The organism is Borrelia anserina Es, assembly GCF_001936255.1.
Classification (GTDB): Bacteria; Spirochaetota; Spirochaetia; order Borreliales; family Borreliaceae; genus Borrelia; species Borrelia anserina.
Genome location: NZ_CP013704.1, coordinates 445,163 through 468,551, shown reverse-complemented (window position 1 = coordinate 468,551; position 23,389 = coordinate 445,163). Strand labels below are relative to the sequence as shown.

Here is a 23,389-nt window from a genome sequence, read left to right as displayed (position 1 = left end):
AATCACCAAAACAAAAAATTAATATACAAAAACACCTATACTAATAATATATTAATAGCCACTATGATACAATGTAACCTAATCTCACATTCTCACAATTAGGATAAAAACTGCATGAATACAACAAAGGAAACATCTTGTTATAATTTACTAAAATTAGCCTATATTGTATTAAAAATTACAACAATCACAATCGGAGGAGGCTTATTAATAATATCTGAACTTAGAAAAATAATCGTTAACAAAGAGAAATTAATATCTGATCAAGATTTCAATGAAATACTTGCAATATCAAACGTAGTTCCTGGAGTAACAGCAATCAATTTTGCATTCTTAATTGGTAAAAAACTGAAAGGATTTAAAGGTGCGATTCTATTAACTATTGCTGGCATCCTACCATCCATAGTAATAATCACAATAATAACACTTTATATAAACTTAAATTCAAATAATACCTACTTTCAAAAATTCCTTGAAGGTGCAAAAATATCATCAACAATAATAATGTCAATTACTATATTTGAATTCTCAAAAAAAATGCTCAAGAAATCAATAACAAAATGGATAACGTGCCTACTGGTAACATATGTACTATACAAGTTTCATACAGATATATTATACATATTATTAACATTTTTACTAATATGCTTTGTAATATATATAGCAAAGAAAATATTTCTTCAAAAAAAGGTATAAATTTGATCCTAATAAATTTATTCATTACATTTTTTCAAATAGGAATTCTAAATTTCGGAGGAGGAAACGGAATTGCAACGATAATTAATAAGGAAATTGTTGCTAATAAGGAATGGATAACAAAAGAAGAATTTATTAATATCATTACGATATCTAGAATTACTCCTGGACCTATTGCTATCAATGTAGCAACATACGTCGGCACAAAAGTAGCAGGAATTACTGGTGCAATAATTGCCACAATAGCTCTAATAACCGCACCAATATTAATTATTACCCTTATAATATCAGTACTGCATAAGATAAATTTCTTAAATTACTATTTTAAACACTTAAAACCTGTCATTATAGCATTATGGATAATGACTATAGTTATTCTATTGAAAAGTACATCCTTAAAAATAAGCTATAATACTACAGAACTTTTAAAAAGCATCGCAATTGCAGGATTGAACTTAATAATTCTATTGCTTTATAGAAACACCATCCCTGCAATACTAATAATATCCAGTGGAATAATATATACTTTTATGTAAAGATGCTTAAACAAAACTTAAAGCTAATGCAAAAATTACAAATAACACAAATTAATACACTCAAAATGCTAAGTCTTGACAAAAAAGAACTAATAAAAATTATGTTAAATGAAATTGAACATAATGAATACCTCCAAGTAGACTCAAATAAAATATTTTTTGAGACACTAAAAACTTATAAATTTAGAAAATTGATTTATAGAGAAGATAATAATAACAAAACACAATATGAAATTGCACTGGCCAAAAAATCACATAAACCCTCTCTTAAAGAACACCTCCTATTACAGCTAAGAATCCAAAGACTCAGTAAAACTGAGATCAATATAGGAGAAATCATAATAAATAATCTAAACAGCAAAGGATTTCATATAATCAACCCTTATGATTTTTTTAAAAAAGAAGATTGGCCTCTAGTAACTAAAATGATTGAATTAATTCAAAAATTTGATCCAATAGGAATTTGCGTGCCCAACATAATAGAATCATTAATACTACAAGCAAAATATCATAAACTGGATACTAATATAATTAAAATCCTTGAAAGAGCAAACTTGCTTGAAAATACTCAAGACAGACTAAAAGAAGAACTTAACATTAATACCCAAGACTTAAATGATGCTCTTAACACAATTAAACTTAAGCTTAACCCTAATCCCACATTTGAGTTTAAAGACAAAAATGACACAAACAACTATATTGAACCAGATATTATTGTTGTTAACAAAGACAATAAACTGAAGATAAAAATCAAAGAGGTAAATATTTTCAAAAAAGAAATTAAAAAACAAGAAGTTCAAGATTCAAAAAAATATAAACAAGCCAAATGGTTAATTGAATCTTTAAGATACAGGGATGAAACATTAGCTAAAATAGGAATAGCAATATATACACTGCAAAAAGAATTCTTACGAAGAGGGTTTAAAAGTCTACGACCAATGAAACTAGCTGACATATCTGCAAAAATTAATTTATCAAAATCAACCATATCAAGAACAATAAAAAATAAATACTTAAAATTTGACTGGGGCACAATCCCAATTAGAAAATTATTTAATTCAATTGGAGGTGCTAAAACAAATGAATTTCCAAAATTAAGTATTAAACTAATAATAAAGGAAATATTAGAGCAAAATAAAAATATGGTAGATAGTCAAATTTCTGCTATACTAAAATCTAAAGGAATCACCATTTCAAGAAGAACTGTAAATAAATATAGAAATGAATTAAAACTTGAAGGAGAAATTTATGGAACCTAAAATACAAGCCATTAATTATCATTTAAATAATGACACAAAAGAATTTATCATAAAAAAATTAGAAAAACTTGGGACACATATTAAACAAAACTCAGAAAGTCTCAAAATTACAATCAAAAAAGAACACGATATTTTTGATATAGATGCTCACCTTCACTTTAACTGGGGGAAAATAATACATATTACAGAAAAGGGCAAAGAATTATATGCTTTAATAGAACACTTAGTAGAAAGACTACAAAACACAGCAAATAAAGAAAAAGATAAAAAAACACAGTAAAAATAAACAAGTAAAACTAAATGCAAACAATAACAATTGAAATAACTAATAAAGAGGGCCTGCATTCAAGACCATCAAGCATGATTGCAGAACTTGCAAGCAAATACCCTTCTTGTAATATAAAATTAGTTACAGAAGATGGAAGAAAAGCTAATGCCAAATCTACAGTCGAAATTATAATACTTGGGGTCATATACAAAGAAAAAATAACTATCATTGCAAATGGCAAAGAAGAAACTGAAATAATTGATAAACTATCAGAACTATTAAAATCAAACTTTAAAGAAGAGATTAAAGAATGAACAAAAAAATCTTATACAAAATATTATTCATAATAAACCCAATTCTCTCATTTGGAACAGTAGATTATATGAAAGATACTAGCTACAATATTGATGCCAAAATCTCTTCCTTCATAATGAGTCTAGCACTCATTGTAATATCAGCCAGTCTCCTTGGTAACTTAGTAGGCAAGCTTGGAATCCCAAAAGTAATAGGACAAATAACAGCAGGCATATTATTAAGTCCAACATTTCTTGGAAAGATTAAAATGCCTTTATTATTCCCATCAGGAATCATTAGTGTTGGTGATAATTACCTAATAAATGAAGAAATATTTGCAATATCAACAATAGCTTCAATCATTCTACTCTTTATGGCAGGTCTCGAAACTGACTTAAAATTATTCCTTAAGTTCCTACCACGTGGAGGACTAATAGGAATAACAGAAGTCATGGGTACTTTTACAAGTTTTGCACTACTATCTACTATTTTGTTTGATGTACAATTCATTAGTCCTATAGCTCTTTTTATAGGAATAATTGCAACACCTTCTTCTGCAGGAATTGCTGCAAGCATACTCTCAGCTAAGAAAAAAATGAGTACATCAGAAGGAGTTACAATAATATCAACTTCAATAATTGATGATGTCCTTTCAATGATTATGTTGACAAGTATAATAACAATATCAAGATCACTCTCAGACATTGATATTGCAATTTCAATTACAGCTACAATTAAAAACATACTAATTTGGTTTTGTCTAACATTTATATTGATCTCCTTATCAGAACCAATTTCAAAATTACTCAAAAGTTTTAACAGTGTCTCATTAGCAACCGTGATAACTATTACTTTCACCTTTATTATTGCAAGCTTTTTCCAAAACATAGGAATGTCATTTGTAATTGGAGCTTATATATTCGGACTAGCTATGTCAAAAACAGATATTGTATATGTAATCCAAGATAAATTAACAATATTTGAAAGATTTTTTATACCAGTATTTTTTACATCAATAGGACTCATGGCCGACATTAATGTAATATTATCAAAAGAAGTCTTAATACTGGGAACCCTTCTAAGTCTCATGGCTATAGCAACAAAGCTCATATATTGCTTTATTCCATCGTGTTTTTTAGGCTTTAATAAGCTAGGTGCATTAAGAATAGCTTTTGGAATGGTGCCAAGAGGCGAAATATCACTAATCATTGCAAATGTAGCATTATCTTCTGAATTTATAACTCAAAAAATATTTGGAATAATAATAATTATAGTCTTCCTGCCAACAATAATTGCAACACCAATAATCAATATTTTATTCCAAATAAATAAAAACGGATTAAAGAAAGAAATGAAAACAGAACAGAATACTCAAATCACGGTATCATTTAAATATGACAACCTAACAAAAATACTTGTATGGGACTTAAAAAATGAACTAAGAAACGAAGGATTCTTCACTCAACAAGTAAAAAATGATTTCTCACAATACATAAACGCAAGACGAAATGATATTTCACTATCAATAAAAAGAGAAGGAAGTAAAATTACATTTGAATGTCCAAACAAACATCTAATCATAATACAAGATTTGTTTAGAGAAACTATTTTAAACTTAGAAAGAATAACCGAAGAAGTTAAAACTGTTTCTGTAAAGGCACAAAAGTTAGACTACTCAATCAATTACGATAAAATACACAGTAACATTGCCTTAGATAAAAGAATTAAAAAGGAAAATATTATTTTAGACTTAAAAGCAACAAATAAAATAGAAGTACTAAGAGAACTACTAGGTGTAATAAAAGTTGAAATTGACAAAGAAACAATATTACAAGACTTAATGGAAAGAGAAAAACTCATAACTACAGCCCTTAAAGAAGGATTTGCAATACCTCACTTAAAGACTAATTTAATTAAAAAAATGCATATTGCCATTGGCATCAGTCATAATGGAATCGACTTTAATGCCATTGATAAAAATCTAAGTCACATCTTTATATTAATACTATACCCAGCAAAAGAGTATATTAATTATCCTAGAATTTTAGCATCTATTGTAGGTAAGGTTGGATCCAATAAAAAAGCAATGCTTAAAGCTACAACTAATAAAGAAATTTATAATATAATAGTAGGATAAATTATGTTCAAAATCATTAAATGCAACCAAATAAACGATAAATTTGTAAACAAAAGAGTAGAAATAAATGCCTGGGTAAAAAAAATAAGGCATCATGGAAAAGTTACCTTTATTAATCTCAGAGACAGATATGATGAAGCACAGGTGATTGTAAATGATGAAAAGCTTTTAAAGATAACATCACAAATAAAAATGGAATACTGCATTAAAGTCCAAGGGAGATTAGAGTTAAGACCTTCAGAGCTTGTAAATAAAGAAATGAAAACAGGAACATTTGAAATACTTGCAGAGAATATAGATATAATTACAAAATGTAATGAATTGCCTTTTATGATTGAAAATAACAATGCGAATGACAATGCAAGACTTGAATATAGATACTTGGATTTAAGACGCGAAGAGCAAAAACAAAAAATAATACTAAGAAGCAAGGTAATACACATAATTAGAAATTACTTAACAAAAAAAGATTTTTTAGAATTAGAAACCCCAACATTTGTCAAATCAACTCCAGAAGGCGCAAGAGACTTCCTTGTCCCATCAAGAATACACAAAGGACACTTCTACGCATTACCACAATCACCACAAATTTATAAGCAACTTACAATGATAGCTGGATTTGATAAATACTTTCAAATAGCTAGATGCTACAGAGATGAAGACTCAAGAGGTGACAGACAACCAGAATTCACGCAACTTGACCTTGAAATGAGCTTTGTAAAAAAGGAAAATATATTTAAATTAATAGAAAATCTTATTTTCACCGTTTTCAGAAATTCACTAAACATTACCCTACCCAAAAACTTCAAAAGAATGACTTACAAAAATGCAATGAATACATACGGAAGTGACAAACCAGATACTCGATATAAATTATTAATACAAGATATGAGCAAACATTTCAAGAAATCTTCATTTAGTATCTTCAAAGATACATTACAAAATAAAGGCACAATAAAAGCACTTATAATAAAAAACCAAGCTCATAATTTTTCAAGAAGTAAGATTAATAACTTAGAAGAACATGCCAGAATTTACAAGACACAAGGTCTTTACTTCACAAAAATAGAGAATAATGAATTTTCAGGAGGCATTGCCAAATTTTTAAATGAAATAAAACAAACTCTAATTGAAACTTATTCACTTGAAAACAATGATATAATATTCTTTATATCGGATTCATGGAAGACTGCTTGCAAAGCCATGGGACAAGTTAGAACCAGGATTGCAAATGAACTTAATCTAATAAACAAGAATGTATTTGAGTTTTTATGGATTTATGACTTTCCCTTATTTGAGTATGATGAAGATACAAAAAGCTATAAAGCAGCCCACCATATGTTCTCACTTCCTCAAGAAAAATATATCCATATGCTAGAAAACAATCCAAGTAAAGTATTAGGCGAAGTTTACGATCTTGTATTAAACGGAATGGAACTTGGCTCAGGTTCAATCAGAGTCCATACAAGAGAACTTCAACAAAGAATTTTCAAAATAGTGGGATTTAACGATGAAATAGCAGAAGAGAGATTTGGTTTCTTTTTAAAAGCACTAGAATATGGAGCTCCTATTCATGGAGGAATAGCCATTGGAATTGATCGACTTTTAATGCTAATGACCCATTCAACTTCAATAAAAGACGTAATACTCTTTCCAAAAAATTCATTTTCAGCCAGTCCACTTGACAAATCCCCTTCCCCCATCTCAAACGAACAACTACGAGAACTAAATTTAACAATTGAAAATTACAAAAATTAAGGATGCTACAGCACCCTTATCTTATTCAATTGTAATCTTTTTCTCTTGAGTTTTCTCAATAGCTTCTGCCTTTTTAGGAAGCTTAACAAATAAAACACCATCTTTTAGTTCTGATTTGATTTTATTTTGGTCAATATTACCAGACAATCTAAAACTTCTTGTAAAAGAGACATCTCTTCTCTCCACTCTTAAATACTTATCATTTTGTTCTTCTGTTTCATCCTTACTATCATAACTTATTGTCAAATAATCATTTTTAATTGAAATTGAAATATCCTCTCTTTTTATTCCTGGCAAGTAAACTTCAAGAGTAAATAAATCTCCCTCATCTTTAATATTAACCGGAACATCTTGAATACCTCTAGGACTCATAAAATCAAAATCATCATTTAAAAAATCCAGAAAATTTTTCTTATAATTTGTCAACAACATATAAAACTCCTTTTTTATAAATTTATAAAAAACCTCTTGCAAAAACCATACCAAATATTCAAATCAAATATTAAATAACTATTCAAACAAACAAACAAGAATCATAACTGCAATGAGAATAAATGGAACATAAATCTAATAAGAAAGTGTATTTATGTATAATAAATACACACAAATAAAAAAGTCGCCTTTATAGGCGACAAGCTAAAATTATTAATTACACTTATCTCAATTTCTATTAACATTATTAAGGTTCTTGCAGGCAAGTTTTACACGTTCTTTCATGCTAATCTCAGATTCTCTAAGCCACACTCTTGGATCATAAAACTTTTTATTTGGAACATCAGCATCACTACCATCACCAAGTTGTCCTTGTAATCTATTTTCATTCTTCTTATAATAATTCAATATACCTTCCCAAGCAGCCCACTGAGTGTCTGTATCAATGTTCATTTTAACAACACCATAAGAGAGTGCCTCATGAATCTCTTCTATTGTAGATCCAGAGCCACCATGGAATACATAAGAAACAGGCTTTGGATTACTTGAATTAGTCTTTGATATAACATAATTTTGTCCATCTCTTAATACTTTAGGAGTAAGTTGAACATTTCCAGGTTTATAAACTCCATGGACATTTCCAAAAGCTGCTGCAATCTGAAAATTAGGACTAACTTTCATAAGCTCAGAATACCCATAGTAAATATCTTCAGGTGTAGAAAATAATTCATGATGTGCTCTATCTGAATTATCAACACCATCTTCCTCACCACCAGTAATTCCAAGCTCAATTTCCAAAAACATTTCAATATTAGACATTCGCTCTAAGAACTTTTTTGATATCTCAATATTTTCTTTAATTGGCTCTTCAGATAAATCTAGCATATGTGAAGAAAATAAAGGTTTTTTATGCTCTTTATAATATTTCTCGCCATATTCTAATAGCCCTTCAACCCAAGGAATTAATTTATTTGCACAGTGATCTGTATGAAGAACAACAGGTACTCCATAATATTCTGCCATTAAATGAACATGCATAGCACCAGAAATGGCTCCAAGTATAGAAGTTCCTTGAGGTTTTTCAATTTTCAATCCCTTACCACAAATAAAACTAGAACCACTATTTGAAAACTGTATCATAATAGGAGAATTAATCTCCTTTGCTGCTTCTAAAACAGCATTAATTGAGTTTGTACCTACGCAATTAATTGCAGGAATTGCAAAGCCTTCACTCTTACATATTTCATATAAAGTATGGAGTTCCTCACCATAAACCACTCCTGGCTTAATCTTATCTAAAACACCCACCTCTAACACCTCCTTCCTCATAAACTGACATATATCTTTATTATATACCTTAACCATAAAATTGATTTTATTTTATAAAAATAAAACCTCAAAAAATTAAAAAATATAAAGACTGAATGCCGATAAATACATTACTTAACCATCTTGGATTTATACCAACTTACAAATTTTTTTATCCCGTCCTTAATAGAGGTTAAGGCCTCATAAGCAAAATCATTTTTAAGTTTTGAAATATCACAACAGCTCTCTACAACATCTGCTTTTTGCATAGATAAAAAATTTTTACAAGCTTTATTTCCAAGATTGACTTCAAGTTCATTAATAAAATCCGTAAGCTTAATGGCATATCCTGTACCTATATTATATATTCTATACGGAGCAAGAGAACTTGAAGAATTGGGATTTCGTACATCAAAATTACTATCACTCTCAGCTGGCTTTCTAAGTACATTATATATGCAATCTACAACATCATCCACATATATAAAGTCCCTAGCCATATTTCCATTATTGAAAACATTAATAGAAGTTTGTTTTGCAATACCATCTGCAAACAAATACAATGCCATATCAGGTCGTCCATAAGGACCATAAACCGTAAAAAACCTCAGTCCTGTTGTCGGAATATTAAAAGATGAACTGTAAGCATGTGCTATTACCTCATTAGATTTCTTGCTAGCCGCATACAAATTTAAAGGATGATCCGTAATACTATCTTCATCTGAAGGCATATTTTCATTTATTCCATACACTGCAGATGTTGAGGCATAGACAAAATGCTCAATACAACTTTTATATATTCTGCATGCATCCAAAACATTAAAAAAACCAACAATATTAACTGAAATATAACTATCGGGATTTTTAATACTATCTCTAATGCCAGCTTGAGCCGCTAAATGACAAACATGCGTAAATTTATAATCAGCAAAAAGAGATAAAACTTGCTCTTTATCTAAAATATCAAGATAAATAAAACTTAAATTACTATATTTATTGCTCTGAATAACTTTTCCACTACTTATGTCCTCACGATCAAATCCTAAAACTTCTAACCTTTCATATTTAAAATTAGGTTCATAATAATCATTTAGAACATCAATACCTAAAACTTCATGCCCATCATCAGCAAGCCTCTTAGCAACATGAAATCCAATAAATCCCGCAATACCCGTTAAAAATACTCTCATACAACAACCACCATAAATTACTAACTAAACAATAAATTAACCATCCTTGTCTCATAACTACAAAGCGACTAATTAAACATCTGTCTCATAATTCAAGCAAAGTCCAAACAATCATAAATTACCAGTTTATAAATATTGAAAGCAAATATTTTACTTTCTAACATTAGCATCTCTTTTTTGATAACTGCGAAAATTACTATTATATTTGCTATTTCTAACATAAGAAATCCTGACTCGCTTTAAATTTCCATCTCCTTCACTCTCTGTCTTAATATCACTATAACGATTCAAAGTAGTATGAATAATTCTTCTCTCAAAAGGATTCATCGTTGGTAAAAGAATAGAACGTCTACTTCTCTTAACCTTATGCAAGGAGTTTATTGCCAAATTAATAAATCTTGATTTAAATCTTTCTCTATAATCTTCAATATCTAATATTATCCTATTAAAATTACCATTATCGCCAATAAGCCTAGACATGTAAACATTTGCCAAAAGCTGCAACGCATCTAAATTTTTACCCTCTCTTCCAATCAAGATATTTGGATTATCCGTCTCAATAGCAATCTTAATATACTCACCTTCTCTAGATCCAATCTTCAAATCAACGCAATAACCCATTTTATTTATCATTTCCTTAATAAAATCTAAAACCTTATTATAAATCTCTTCATCAATCTGAACCTCAGATTTGAGTACATCTTCTTTAATATGAGGAGACACCTTTATCTTAATCATCTCTTTTTTAAATAAAAAACCAACCTTTTCCTTGTCCAAAATTTCTACATCAAACTCGCCTTCCCTTAAATCAAGATCTCTCATTGCCTTTTTAATTGCTTCTTGTTCTGTTTTTCCATAAAACTCATAACTCATCTGTTCCTCCTTTCAGATACATTCATCTTTATATAGTATTGTTGTAAAATAGTAAAAATATTGGTTGTAATCCAATAGATCAAAAGCCCTGAGGGCATATCATAAAGTATGAAAAAAAACATAATGGGCATACCAAAATATAAAAATTTCTGTTGTGATCCAAGACTTTTAAAATTCACATTAGAACTAATCATTGTAGATAACAACTGAGTAATCATCATAATAAAAGGTAAAATTCTAATATCAGTCCACATAAAAATTTTATACCCAAAATGATATATACTATCACCAATTGACAAATCATCAATCCAACCTGGAATAAAACTAGCCCCCCTTAGTAAAAAGAAATTATTTACAAGCCCATAAAGAGCAAAAAACACAGGCAGTTGCAAAAGAATAGGCAAACATCCCCCAAGAGGATTAACACCCTCTTCTCTATAAAGTTTACTCATCTCTTCATTTAATCTTCTAGGATCATCCTTAAATTTTACCTGTATCTCCTTCATTTTTGGCTGCAATTTAGAAAGTTCTGCTGTAGCCCTAAAACTTTTAAAAGTCAAAGGGAATATAAGTATTCTTACAACAATTGTCAAAAACATTATTGAAAGTCCCCAATTAGGAATAACATTATAGAAAGTTTGCATTATCAAATTCATAGGAGCTTGAATAAAATATAACAAGCTCTTTTCTACAGACATTCCAAATCCAACATTATATAAACCAAAATTATTAAGATTCTCTTCATCAAAAATATCCAAATATCTGTTATCTCTAGGACCCGCATAAATATAGAAAGTATCACTAATATTTTTGCCATCTACTTTGTTTAAAATAAAAGCCTTTAAAACTTCATCCTCCTGCTTAAATTCAATATCCATGTTTTCTTTGCAAACTAAAACTCCAAAATATTTAGTACCTGCACCAACCCATCTAGGATTAATAACACTCAAACCATCCTTACCATATCTAAGCTTATTATCATAATAAATAGCCTGAGATAAATAATTATTATATTGTAGCTTACCTCTCTCGCTTAACTTTTCAATATTAGAACTCAATACAAAATTATAAGAATCAATACCAAGATTATTATTAACATCAACATTATTTAAAAAAATTTCAAGCTTAATTAAATATTCATTTCTATCTGAAAACGTATACCTCTTTATATACTCATAATGCTTGCCATTATATTCAAAATTAGTCTTAAAATCATGCGTATAGTCATCCACTCTGTCATATAAAAACACACTCTTGGTTAAGTTATCAAAAGTAATATAAAAAAGACCTTCCCTGGCAACACCAACCTTAACAATCTCGGTTGGCTCTTTCTCTAAATTTAAATGGTTTTTAAGCTTTAAAGAAATTAAATTTCCACCAAACGTAGAAAAAGTAGCACGATATATGCTAGTCTCAATAATAATATCTTTAGAATGAGCAATCAAACTTAAGGTATAATCCTCATCAACTAAAGAAGCATCAATACCAAAATTTTTATCTAAGTCAAACCCAATTTCCCTACCCATTATAGAAGGAGATTTCCGAGAGAAAAAAATATCATCAATAAGCATAAACATACCAATAAAAAATAAAGATAAATAAATAGCTCTTAAAATTCTTCTACTATGACTCACATCTTCCTCTCCATGATATATACACTTATACTTTTTAGTATACCCTTAACTTCGTAGTAGTTAACATTTGCTTTTTGAGGATAAATTACGAAAATACAATCAAAATACCTATCTTTGAATAAAGCAAGCTGTTTCCTAAAACATTCCTTAAAAATTCTCCGAACACGATTTCTCTTAACAGCACCTTTAAAAATTCTAGGAAACGTAACAAGTATCCTAGAGAGCGATAAACCTGTAAACTTATAAAATACATTAATCCCTTCGATCCTAATCAATCTACCTTTCTTAAAAAGCTCTTGAATTTCTACCTTCGATTTTATCTTAATATTTCTTTTTTTCATCGGAAACAGTTAATTTTGATCTTCCCTTAGCTCTTCTTCTGGCAAGAATAAGTCTTCCATCCTTAGTTTTCATCCTAGCTCTAAATCCAAATTTTCTATTCCTCTTAACCCGACTCGGCTGATAAGTCCTCTTCAAAAAAGTCCTCCAATCAAAAACATTCTTTACTTATAAGATGTAAGTTAAACACTACAATATTATATTATACAATCACAATTGTCAATAAAACTACTTTATCAAAACCTTTATATCTACTATCTCAAGACCTGTAGACTCTTTTATCAATTTTAATATTTTTGATCTATTAAGGGAAATGTTATATAAAATACTTGAATTCTTCACAGCAACAAATAATATATTATTATCCTTCAAACTCAACAATTTTACACTATCCGCAAGGTCTTTAAAGATAATTTGCCAATTTTTAGACAGAATAAAACTGGCATTTAGCTTTTCATTAGCATATATATCCGAATCTAAATATTGTTTAATTATATCAGAAGCTTTTTTAAAGCTCAAACCTTCCATTCTTAACCCTGTATACTACAAAATTATTATCCTGTTTAATATCATAACAGTCATCCAAAAATGTAAAAAAGCATTGTGAATCCTTTGGCAATATATCAAAGACCCTCTTTCTTCTCACACTATCCAATTCTAAAAACACATCGTCAAAAAGCAAAATAGGAGCTATACCAAATCGTTTATTAAAAATAATAACCTGAACAAGCCTATAAATCAAAGCAAGTGCCCTGATTTGTCCTGTTGAAGAATGATGAGTAAACACTCTTGCTCCACTTAATATTTCATATAAATCTCTGTGCGGGCCTATTAAAGTGACCTCATTTAAAAGTTCATCTTTCTCTTTTAAAAACAAAGTTTTTAAAAACTCATCTCTTCCGCAAAATTTAACAGAAGGTAAATATTTAATTTCTAAATTATAAGAAACATCAAAAATAAGTGAATAATAATATTTAAAAAACTCATAAAAATGCTTTATAAAATTTTTCCTCATTTTTGTTATCTCAAGAGCATAATCAACGAAAATTTCATTGTAAACTTTAAGTAAATCCCTATCACCTTGTCTTAAAATTAAATTTCTTTGTTTCAAAATCTTTCGATATTTCCTCAGAGAATCTAAATAACTTAACGAAATAAAACTTATTGCCTGATCGAAAAACCATCTCTTCTTAGCTGGAGCTCCAATGATAAAATCAGTATCATAATTTGAAAAAACAATTGTTGGAATGTTTAATATCAAATCTTTCCTATCTTTTATGAGACTATTATTAACCTTTATTTCTTTTTTTCCATTCCTAAACGATAAACTAATCTCCCCATCACTTCCTTTAGTTTCGTAGAAACACTTTAAATAAAATTCAGTCTTACCATACGTAATAAGCTCTCTATCGGTATTGACTAAAAACGAAGATGCAAAAGCAAGACAATAAATAGCATCAAGAATGTTAGTTTTACCTGAACCGTTTTCTCCACAAAAATAAATATGATTAAAATCAAAATTAATGACCTGATTTTCTATATTTTTGAAATTAAAAAGTTCAATTTTCTTTATCATCTTACCAATAAAAATGTATTTTAGTTTAGTACCATGGGCATTATTAAATGAATAAAGTCAGAATTCTCCGGTTCACTTAGTTTTAAGATACCTCCTCCACTAAATTTTATCTCTAACCTTGAAGTATGAAACACGCTCATTGCTTCCACAAGATAAGCACTATTAATAGCGATAATTTCCTCGACTCCATCATAATCATAATTGGGATTTTGTATAAAAAATTCCCCCTTCCTTCCTATGATTGGATCTTCTGCTTTAAGTCTCAGTTGAGTACTGGAAAAATTTAGAATAACCTTTTTAGATCTTTTGTCTGTGTAAGAGTTTACTCTTGAAAGCCTATCTTTTAAAATACTAGCCTCGACTAATGCTCTGTTTTGTTGCTCATTTGGTATTATGCCTTCATAATCAGGGTAGTTTCCACTTATCAAGCTGCAAGCTATCCTATAATTGTTAAACTCGACATAAAATTTTCTATTAGAAACTTTGATTTTTATCATGCCTTCTCCTGTCATCATTTGCCTTAAAAGGTTAAACATTTTAACAGGTACAATGAAATTAATGTCCTCTTCAAGTATTAACTCTGTTTTATATATGGACATCCTATGCGAATTAGTAGAAACAAGTGTTAGTACAGAGTTCTTGTCTTTTGTAAAGTAAATCCCATTTAAGACATTCTTAGATTCATCATGTGAGGCTGAGAATGAGACTTTGTTTATAACTTTCTTGAACTCTCTCTGGCTTAACTCAAATATAATGTTGTAAGTATCTCCATTTATGTCATAACTGTAATTTTCAATCTCTTCATTGGAGAAAGTCGGCTCGCTTGAGTGATCGCTCAAGTAATTTTCATTTTTATTTTCTGATTCTCCAATAATGTTCAGTCTACTTTTATCTTCGATAAACTTTATCTTTATTTCATTGTACAAGTTTAGTGCCTTTACTGCGTCTGAGAAGTTTGAAGCATTGATGAGTACCTTAAAATTTTCTGTTGAGACAATTGGAATTGTACTTTCGAAAAAGATGTTCCTATCTGTTGCTTTTATTGTTAAGTTAGAATTTTTTACTTCAAGCAGTATTGCGCTCCATATATCATTTATGTTTCTGTTCAGAATTATGCTTTTGGCTTTATCAACCTCGTTTGAGATTTGTCCCGTATCGCACAGTATAAATTTTTCATTCAATGTTTCACCCCCTTTTATTATATTATCATCTCTCAGGTTTTACGAGAGCAAATTTTGTCTTTGTTATTCGTATGTCTTTTTATTATATTTTAATAGTTGTGTTAGTAGAAGGCTGTCTAATTGTTTAATTCTATATATTTTATTGTAATATAATTAGATAGGTATGTTTAATTGTTTATGTTTTTTGATGAATTATTTGTTTAATTTGTTCAAAGATATTTTAAATTTTGTGAGTTTTGTTAGTTTTTGTTTATTTTGTTCATAAGTTCTGTGATTAAATTGTTAATTTCTAGGTCATTGTTTCTTTCTTTATCTATTTTATTTATTGAATAAAGTACCGTTGAATGGGTTTTTCCTCCAATGATTTTACCTATTTCAATTGTTGAAAGCTCTGTAAAATTCCTCAAAAGATAAGCGTAAATATGTCTTGCTTTTGTGATTTCAGGTTTTTTACTATTACCTTCAATGTCCTTATTTGTAAGTTTTAATTCCCTTAATATGACTTTTTTTATGCTCTCAATATTTATTTTGTGATGTGTATTTTTATTATCGTTCTCATAGGCTATTATCTCTTTGGTTATTTTGTCTACTATACTAGTATCAATTTCTATGTCTTCGAGATCTATGTGGGCTTTTAATTTTGTTACAGCAGACTCAAGATCTCTTATGTTTGTTGTAACTTTTTTAGCAACTAAATTGAGAATGCTTTTTGGAACTTTAATGCCATCTTCTTCTGCTTTTTTTTCTATAATAGCTACTCTTAGTTCAAAGTTTGGTTTTGATATATCTACGTTTAATCCTCTTGTAAATCTGCTTTTTAGCCTATCTGTAAAATTTATGAGTTCTGAGGGTTGTCTATCGCATGTAAATACCATTTGTTTATTGTCTTCATAAAGAGCATTGAAAGTGTGAAAAAGTTCTTCTTGTATACCTTCTTTTTTTTGTAAGTCATGAATATCGTCTAGTAGTAGCATGTCTAGATGCCGGTATTTCTTTTTAAATCTTTTTGTTTCATTTGTTTTTATGCTTTCTACAAATTCGTTCAAAAAATTTTCGGCAGTTACATATAGTATTTTAAAGTCTTTATGTAATTCTTCTGTTTTATTTCCTATGCTTTGAAGTAAATGTGTTTTGCCAAGTCCAACTCCACCATAAATTAGGCATGGATTATATTTTTTACCAGGATTTTTTGCAATTGATAAGCTTGCATTATATGCAAGCTTATTGTTTGGGCCTATAATGAAATTTTCAAATGTATATTTCTTCTTAAGAAAAGGATTTCTATATTTTGTATGAATTTCTTCTTTCATAGCATATTGTTTTGTGCTATCTATTATGTTCTTAGTATTGATTTTAAAGGTTTCTCTTTTTGATAGTGAATCTTGTTGTATAGAACTGTCTTTTACTGGAGTATTTTTTTGTTCAATGTTATGGTCCTTGGATTCATTTTGTGGATTTATAAATTCGACATTAATTGTGTTATGGCCTTTTTCAATGAGAATTTCTTTTATTCTTTTGGAAAATCTCTTTTCTACTTGATTTTTATGAAAAGAATTTGGAGCGGTTATTATTATACTCTTGCTATTTGCATCTGTGAAATATAAATTTTCAAACCATATGTAAAATTCTTCTTCAGAAAGCTCTTTTCTTATTGCTGCTAAAATTAAACTCCATATGTTTTTTCCCTCTTGCATATCTTATCCTCATTTATTTTGGCTCTTTATTATTATATCTTTTTGATTATTAGCATTATGTATGTATAAGTATATAGTATAATAATAAACTGGAACATTACCTTAACTATTTGTATGGGCATTGAAAATTTATTGTTTTTAATACGCATGTAAATGTGTTTTGTAATTTATGCTATTTAATAGATATTATATTGTTTTTAATGTAAAATTTGCTTATATCTATATTATGATTAATTGTGTGGAAGGTTTATGAGTTATGTTGCTAGTAATATTCAAGTGTTAAAGGGCCTTGAAGCTGTTAGAAAAAGGCCTGGTATGTATATTGGATCTGTTTCAATTAATGGATTGCATCACTTGGTTTATGAGGTGGTTGATAATAGCATTGACGAGGCTTTAGCAGGATTTTGTGATAAAGTAGAGGTTATTATAAATTCAGACAATTCTATAACAGTAAATGATAATGGTAGAGGAATTCCTACAGATATTCATGAAGAGGAAGGAATTAGTGCTCTTGAACTTGTTTTGACTAAGCTACATTCTGGAGGAAAATTTAATAAAGGTACTTATAAGGTTTCTGGTGGACTTCATGGGGTTGGTATTTCAGTTGTTAATGCTTTATCATCTTTTTTAGAAGTGATTGTTAGTAGGGATGGAAAGGTTTTTAAGCAGAGTTATTCAAAAGGTGTTCCGACATCTGGGGTTGAGATTGTTGGAGTAAGTTCTTCTAGGGGTACTAAGGTTACTTTTTTAGCTGACTGTGAGATTTTTGAAACTTTAGAATATGATTTTGAAACTTTATCTAAAAGATTCAGAGAACTTGCGTTTTTAAATGATAATGTACGAATTTCAATTGAAGATAGGAGATTGGGGAAGGAAAGGTTTTTAGAATTTTATTTCGAAGGTGGAATAAGGGCTTTTGTAGACTATATAACAAATGGTAACAAAAATATTCAGAGCAAGCCTTATTTTATTGAAGGAGCTTGCGATGATGTTAGTGTTAGTGTTGGACTTAGATGGACTGAAGGATATTCGGATAATATTTTGTCGTTTGTAAACAATATTAATACTAGGGAGGGGGGAACTCATGTTGCTGGCTTTAAGAATGGTTTTTTGAAAGCCATGATTGAAGCTTTTAAGGATTCAAAGATAAGTAAGAAAGATGTTCCAAATCTTACGTTAGATGATTTTAAAGAGGGTTTAACAGCGGTAATTTCTATTAAGATTCCAGATCCTCAGTTTGAAGGCCAAACTAAAGGAAAATTGGGAAATTCTTATGTAAGAAAAATTGTTGAAAATATTGTACATGATGGACTTTTGAAAGTTATTGGTGATAATCTTTTAGAAGTAGATATTATTATTAATAAGGCAATAAGGGCTGCCCGTGCGCGTGAGGCTGCAAGAAAAGCAAGAGAATCTGAGAGGAAAAAAAGTGCATTTGAAAGCTTAGCTTTGCCTGGAAAATTGGCAGATTGTGCTTCTAAAAATCCGGTTGAGAGAGAGATTTATATTGTGGAAGGTGATTCTGCAGGGGGAAGCGCAAAAATGGGAAGAGATAGGTTTTCTCAAGCTATCTTACCATTGTGGGGTAAGATGCTTAATGTTGAAAAGACACGAGAAGATAAGGTTATTACAAATGATAAGCTTATTCCAATAATTGCATCTCTTGGTGCTGGTGTTGGAAAAAATTTTTATATTGAAAAACTTCGCTATCATAAGATTATTATTATGGCTGATGCTGATGTTGATGGGTCACATATTAGAACATTGCTTCTTACCTTTTTCTTTCGTTACATGAGGGGGTTAATTGATAATGGACATGTATATATAGCTATGCCTCCTCTTTATAAAATTAAATATGAAAATAGAGTGCATTATTTTTATGATGATTTGGGAAAAGAAGATTTTTTAAACTCGATTGAAGCTAGCAAGAGAGATAAAATTAGTCTTCAAAGGTATAAGGGACTTGGAGAGATGAATCCTGCACAACTTTGGGAAACTACTATGAATCCTGCTACTAGAAAGATGAAATTAATAGAGATAGATGATGCTATACAGGCTGAAAAAATTTTTGTTACTCTTATGGGAGATGATGTTGAGCCTAGAAGAGAATTTATTGAACAAAATGCGCTTGATGTAGTAAATCTGGATGTATAATTGGAGCATTAATGGCAGTTGAAGAAAATAAAGAGCAAATATTAAATATAAAAATTGAAGATGAAGTGAAAACTTCATATTTGAATTATGCAATGTCTGTTATTATTTCTAGAGCCCTTCCTGATGTAAGGGATGGTCTTAAACCGGTTCACAGAAGGATTCTTTATTCAATGCACGAAATGGGGCTTAGGTCTGAAAAGGCATTTAAGAAAGCTGGAAGAATCGTTGGAGATGTTCTTGGTAAATATCATCCTCATGGTGATCAATCTATTTATGAAGCACTTGTGAGGCTTGCACAAGATTTTTCTTTAAGATACCCTATAGTAAGTGGACAGGGAAATTTTGGTTCTATTGATGGTGACCCTCCTGCCGCTATGAGGTATACTGAAGCTCGAATGGCAAAAATAGCTGAGGAGCTTGTTAGAGATATAGATAAGCAAACTGTTGATTTTAAAGCCAATTATGATGATTCTTTGCTTGAGCCTGAAGTTTTGCCAGCTGCTTTTCCATTTCTATTAGTCAACGGTTCTAGTGGAATTGCCGTTGGAATGGCAACAAATATGGCTCCACATAATTTGAGGGAAATTTGTGATGCCATAGTTTATATGTTAGATCATGATAATGTTTCTGTTTATGATTTAATTGAAATAGTTAAAGGGCCAGATTTTCCTACTTATGCTGAAATTGTTTATAATGATGGTTTAGTTAAAGCTTATACTACAGGGAGAGGCAATGTTGTTATTCGAGCTCGATATCATATTGAAGAAAAGTTTGAAGATCATAGTACTATTATAATTACACAAATACCTTATGCTGTTAATAAGTCTTTTTTGCTTATGAAAATTGCATTGTTGGTGAAAGAAGAGAAGCTTGAAGGTGTATCTGATATAAGGGATGAGTCGGATCGTGAGGGTATTAGAATTGTCCTTGAAATTAAAAAAGGCTTTGATCCTAATATTGTTATGAATTTGCTTTATGAATATACTGAACTGAGGAAAAATTTTAGCATAAATAACTTGGCTCTTGTTAATGGTATTCCAAAACAATTAAATTTAAGAGATCTTATATCTGAGTTTATTGAGCATAGAAAGGAAATTGTTAGAAGGCGGGTAGAGTTTGATTTAAAGAGGGCAAGAGAAAAGGCGCACATCCTTGAAGGGTTAAATGTTGCCTTAAGAAGTATTGATAGGGTGATAGAAATAATAAGATTTTCTAGATTTATAAAGGATGCTAAGGAATGTATTATTAAAGAATTTAGTTTATCAGAAATTCAAACTAATTCTATATTGGATATGAAATTACAAAAATTAACATCTCTTGAAATCGAAAGAATTGAAGAGGAATTTAAAGTTATCTTAGCTTTAATAAAGGATTATGAAGATATTCTTATTAGTCCAAAGAGAATTGTTAATATTGTAAGGGAAGAGATTATTAATTTAAGTTTGAAATTTGGCGATGAGCGCCGAACAAAAATAATTTATGATGAGGAGGTTTTAAAAACTAGTATGTCAGATTTAATGCAGAGGGAAAATGTTATTGTTATTCTTACAAAGCAAGGTTTTATTAAAAGAATTTTACAGGATGAGTATAAACTTCAAGGTATAGGTGGTAAGGGCCTTAGTTCTTTTGAATTACAAGATAGAGATCAAGTTAATATTGCTTTATGTGTAAATACCCATGATTTTTTATTAATGATTTCAAATGAAGGGAAAATTTATGTAATTAATGTTTATGGAATTAAAGATACTTCTAGAACTTCAAGAGGACAAGATATTCGTAAACTTGTTAATCTGGGGGAAACAGAAGAAATATTGGCTATTAAAAATTGCAATGAATTATCTGTGAATAATTATTTATTAATAACTACCGCAAATGGGAAAATAGCTCGTATTGGAACAGAAGATTTTAAAACAATTAAATCAAGGGGTGTAATTGTCATTAAACTTGATGATAAGGATTTTGTTACAAGTGCTGAAATTGTTTCTAAGGATGAAAAAGTTATTTGTATTTCTAAGAAAGGCAATGCGTTTACATTTAATTCAAATGATATTAGGCTTACACATAGAGGGACTCAGGGTGTGTCTGGCATGAAAGTAAGAGAAGGTGATGTTTTTATTAAGGCGTTAGCAATAAGGCAAGGATCTCATCTTCTAGTTGTTTCTGAGAATGGATATGGAAAGAGATTAGAAATATCTAAAGTATCTGAACTTAAAAGGGGAGCTACTGGTTATACTTGTTATAAAAAATCTGATGAGAAGGCAGGTGCAGTTGTTGATGCTATTACAGTTGCACAGGATGATGAAATATTACTTGTAAGTAAGAGTTCAAAAATTTTACGAACATTAGTTGACAAAATATCTGAACAAGGTAAGGATGCTAGAGGAATGCAAGTATTATCTCTTGATGGGGGAGATAAATTGATATCTGTTTCAAAATTTATTAAATGATAAATTAATTTTAGTTATGTTGTTAGAATGTTCCACGTGGAACATTCTTTTTTTTTATTATTTCTTTATTTGAAATTGACATAGAACAACTTTACAAAATTTTGTATTATTACAAGGAGGGCTTTGATAATAATGAAAGAGGCTTTTAAAATGGTAGATATTGATCTTTTAAATGTGGATAAATCTCAACCTAGAAAGTCTATTAATCTTGCTGAGCTTGAGGAATTAAGTATTTCTATAAAAGAGAATGGAATATTGCAACCTATTGTTGTTTTTCATGATAATGGTAGATATAACCTAGTAATAGGTGAGCGAAGATTTAGAGCTGCTAAATTAGCTGGCATGAAGCAAATTCCTATTATAGAAATAGAGACAACTAGAAAAAATAAAGATTTTATGTCTTTAATTGAAAATATTCAAAGGGAAAATTTAACTCCTGTTGAAGAAGCTTATGCTTATAAGAATCTTATGGATAAGCATTCTTTGACTCAAAAAGCTTTGTCTGAAAGAATAGGAAAAAATAGATCTTATATTGCTAATTTAGTTCGAATTTTGGAACTTGAACAAGAAATATTGAATTCTTTACATAAAAAGGAAATATCATTAGGTCATGCTAAGGTTTTATTATCATTAAAGGATAATCAGGATAGATATGGACTTTATCTTTTAATAATAAAAAAGAAATTGTCCGTTAGGGATGCGGAAAATTATGTTAAAAATTTTTATAAACCTGCTAATGATAAATCAGAAATTTTAAGGGATCCTTTTTTAAATAGTATTAAAGAATTTTTAATAAGTAGAATACAAACTAAAATAAGCATTAAGGGAAGCAAAGAAAAAGGTAAGATTGAGATAAGTTATTTTACAGCATCTGATTTAGAAAGAATTATTGCTATCTTTGATAGTATTAAGTAGTTTTTTTATATGATTTATTTTTTGTTGTATTTCTTTTAAAATAATCAAAAAATTTTTTTTATTTTCTAAATTTTCTAATTTAATTTTTTTAATATTTTTTAGTTCTTGTAATAGTATATCTATTAATTTTGTAGTATCTTCTATTTTAAGTTGTGTTTTGTTAAGGTTGATTCTAGAATTTTTTTTATCGAGTTCATCTTTTTGGTAGCGTGATTTAAATTCTTTTAAAGATTTTATTTTACCATTAAGGACTTCCATTTTTAAATGAGTAGGGCAGGATTTTTTAGAAATTTCATATGAGAGCGATAGTGGTAAGTTTTTTATTATGAATTGCTTGTCGGAATTTTCGATAAGCAATTCATATCTTGATATTAATGAATAAACTTTATCCTTCTTAAAGCCCATACTAGTAAACCATTTGTAAAAAAGTCCGTCATGTTGATTGCTTCCACGTAATTTTTCTTGTGCTTCTTTTAGTATTCTTCCAATTTCTGTGTATGTGTTGTTGAATATGTTGAAAATTTCATATTGCTTTATTTTTAAAAAATTGGCTATCTCTTTGTCTAATTTTTCGTATTTAAAACTTTTGTTTTGAACTAAGATTAATTCTTGTTTTGTCAAGGTGTTTTCTTTTTTTTCATTTTTTTTTAACTTTTGGCCCATTAAAGCCATTAGAGTTTCTAAATTATCTGACATTT

General features: G+C 29.3%; 22 protein-coding genes. 10 read left to right on the top strand and 12 right to left on the bottom strand.

What is annotated here, in order from left to right; genetic code table 11:
* Window positions 1-114 precede the first annotated feature (114 nt).
* From N187_RS02215 to aspS, 7 genes are read left to right on the top strand one after another with little or no spacing between them, the layout of a single operon-like run.
* Window positions 115-696, top strand: coding sequence for a chromate transporter (locus tag N187_RS02215; RefSeq protein WP_025419632.1), 582 nt, complete (start codon window positions 115-117; stop codon window positions 694-696).
* A gap of 2 nt (window positions 697-698) precedes the next feature.
* On the top strand, window positions 699-1,232 hold the full coding sequence (locus N187_RS02210; protein ID WP_025419631.1) for a chromate transporter: 534 nt from the start codon (window positions 699-701) through the stop codon (window positions 1,230-1,232).
* Between the two features lie 2 nt (window positions 1,233-1,234).
* Complete coding sequence (gene rpoN, locus N187_RS02205; protein ID WP_025419630.1) at window positions 1,235-2,491, top strand: RNA polymerase factor sigma-54; 1,257 nt, start codon at window positions 1,235-1,237, stop codon at window positions 2,489-2,491.
* Window positions 2,481-2,771 (top strand): HPF/RaiA family ribosome-associated protein, encoded by a 291-nt coding sequence (locus tag N187_RS02200; RefSeq protein ID WP_025419629.1) that lies wholly within the window; start codon window positions 2,481-2,483, stop codon window positions 2,769-2,771. The genes rpoN and N187_RS02200 overlap by 11 nt, the downstream gene beginning before the upstream one ends.
* A gap of 20 nt (window positions 2,772-2,791) precedes the next feature.
* A complete protein-coding gene (locus tag N187_RS02195; RefSeq protein WP_025419628.1) occupies window positions 2,792-3,073 on the top strand; it encodes an HPr family phosphocarrier protein in 282 nt (93 codons plus the stop codon).
* Window positions 3,070-5,190: a cation:proton antiporter domain-containing protein gene (locus N187_RS02190; RefSeq protein WP_025419627.1), complete on the top strand. Its 2,121-nt coding sequence runs from the start codon at window positions 3,070-3,072 to the stop codon at window positions 5,188-5,190. The genes N187_RS02195 and N187_RS02190 overlap by 4 nt, the downstream gene beginning before the upstream one ends.
* 3 nt (window positions 5,191-5,193) lie before the next feature.
* Window positions 5,194-6,948, top strand: a complete 1,755-nt coding sequence (aspS, locus tag N187_RS02185; protein ID WP_025419626.1) for an aspartate--tRNA ligase — start codon at window positions 5,194-5,196, stop codon at window positions 6,946-6,948.
* Between the two features lie 21 nt (window positions 6,949-6,969).
* On the opposite strand, the gene N187_RS02180 is transcribed toward aspS, so the two are convergent.
* The 11 genes from N187_RS02180 to dnaA all read right to left on the bottom strand — a co-directional run bounded on the left by N187_RS02180 (window position 6,970) and on the right by dnaA (window position 17,175).
* Window positions 6,970-7,380 (bottom strand): Hsp20/alpha crystallin family protein, encoded by a 411-nt coding sequence (locus N187_RS02180; protein WP_025419625.1) that lies wholly within the window; start codon window positions 7,378-7,380, stop codon window positions 6,970-6,972.
* Between the two features lie 228 nt (window positions 7,381-7,608).
* Complete coding sequence (gene fbaA, locus N187_RS02175; protein WP_025419624.1) at window positions 7,609-8,688, bottom strand: class II fructose-bisphosphate aldolase; 1,080 nt, start codon at window positions 8,686-8,688, stop codon at window positions 7,609-7,611.
* Between the two features lie 131 nt (window positions 8,689-8,819).
* A complete protein-coding gene (locus tag N187_RS02170; protein WP_025419623.1) occupies window positions 8,820-9,878 on the bottom strand; it encodes an NAD-dependent epimerase/dehydratase family protein in 1,059 nt (352 codons plus the stop codon).
* Window positions 9,879-10,028: 150 nt separating this feature from the next.
* A complete protein-coding gene (gene jag / locus N187_RS02165; protein WP_025419622.1) occupies window positions 10,029-10,751 on the bottom strand; it encodes an RNA-binding cell elongation regulator Jag/EloR in 723 nt (240 codons plus the stop codon).
* Window positions 10,748-12,385 (bottom strand): membrane protein insertase YidC, encoded by a 1,638-nt coding sequence (gene yidC, locus N187_RS02160; RefSeq protein ID WP_025419621.1) that lies wholly within the window; start codon window positions 12,383-12,385, stop codon window positions 10,748-10,750. Before yidC ends, jag begins: the two co-directional genes overlap by 4 nt.
* Window positions 12,382-12,726, bottom strand: coding sequence for a ribonuclease P protein component (rnpA, locus tag N187_RS02155; RefSeq protein ID WP_025419620.1), 345 nt, complete (start codon window positions 12,724-12,726; stop codon window positions 12,382-12,384). The genes yidC and rnpA overlap by 4 nt, the downstream gene beginning before the upstream one ends.
* Window positions 12,707-12,862, bottom strand: a complete 156-nt coding sequence (rpmH, locus tag N187_RS02150) for a 50S ribosomal protein L34 (protein ID WP_025419619.1) — start codon at window positions 12,860-12,862, stop codon at window positions 12,707-12,709. The genes rnpA and rpmH overlap by 20 nt, the downstream gene beginning before the upstream one ends.
* Before the next feature lie 90 nt (window positions 12,863-12,952).
* A complete protein-coding gene (locus tag N187_RS02145; RefSeq protein WP_025419618.1) occupies window positions 12,953-13,252 on the bottom strand; it encodes a DciA family protein in 300 nt (99 codons plus the stop codon).
* Entirely contained in the window at window positions 13,233-14,300 is a 1,068-nt protein-coding gene (recF, locus tag N187_RS02140; protein ID WP_025419617.1) for a DNA replication/repair protein RecF, read from the bottom strand. Before recF ends, N187_RS02145 begins: the two co-directional genes overlap by 20 nt.
* Before the next feature lie 20 nt (window positions 14,301-14,320).
* On the bottom strand, window positions 14,321-15,481 hold the full coding sequence (gene dnaN, locus N187_RS02135) for a DNA polymerase III subunit beta (RefSeq protein WP_025419616.1): 1,161 nt from the start codon (window positions 15,479-15,481) through the stop codon (window positions 14,321-14,323).
* 239 nt (window positions 15,482-15,720) lie between these two features.
* Window positions 15,721-17,175: a chromosomal replication initiator protein DnaA gene (gene dnaA / locus N187_RS02130; RefSeq protein WP_025419615.1), complete on the bottom strand. Its 1,455-nt coding sequence runs from the start codon at window positions 17,173-17,175 to the stop codon at window positions 15,721-15,723.
* 249 nt (window positions 17,176-17,424) lie between these two features.
* Between dnaA and gyrB the strand changes: the two genes are divergently transcribed.
* From gyrB to N187_RS02115, 3 genes are all read left to right on the top strand, one after another.
* Complete coding sequence (gene gyrB / locus N187_RS02125; protein WP_025419614.1) at window positions 17,425-19,329, top strand: DNA topoisomerase (ATP-hydrolyzing) subunit B; 1,905 nt, start codon at window positions 17,425-17,427, stop codon at window positions 19,327-19,329.
* Between the two features lie 11 nt (window positions 19,330-19,340).
* On the top strand, window positions 19,341-21,776 hold the full coding sequence (gene gyrA, locus N187_RS02120) for a DNA topoisomerase (ATP-hydrolyzing) subunit A (protein ID WP_025419613.1): 2,436 nt from the start codon (window positions 19,341-19,343) through the stop codon (window positions 21,774-21,776).
* Between the two features lie 132 nt (window positions 21,777-21,908).
* A complete protein-coding gene (locus N187_RS02115) occupies window positions 21,909-22,691 on the top strand; it encodes a ParB/RepB/Spo0J family partition protein (protein WP_025419612.1) in 783 nt (260 codons plus the stop codon).
* Here the strand turns inward: N187_RS02115 and N187_RS02110 are convergent.
* Window positions 22,653-23,387, bottom strand: coding sequence for a hypothetical protein (locus N187_RS02110; protein WP_025419611.1), 735 nt, complete (start codon window positions 23,385-23,387; stop codon window positions 22,653-22,655). The genes N187_RS02115 and N187_RS02110 overlap by 39 nt on opposite strands.
* Window positions 23,388-23,389 lie beyond the last annotated feature (2 nt).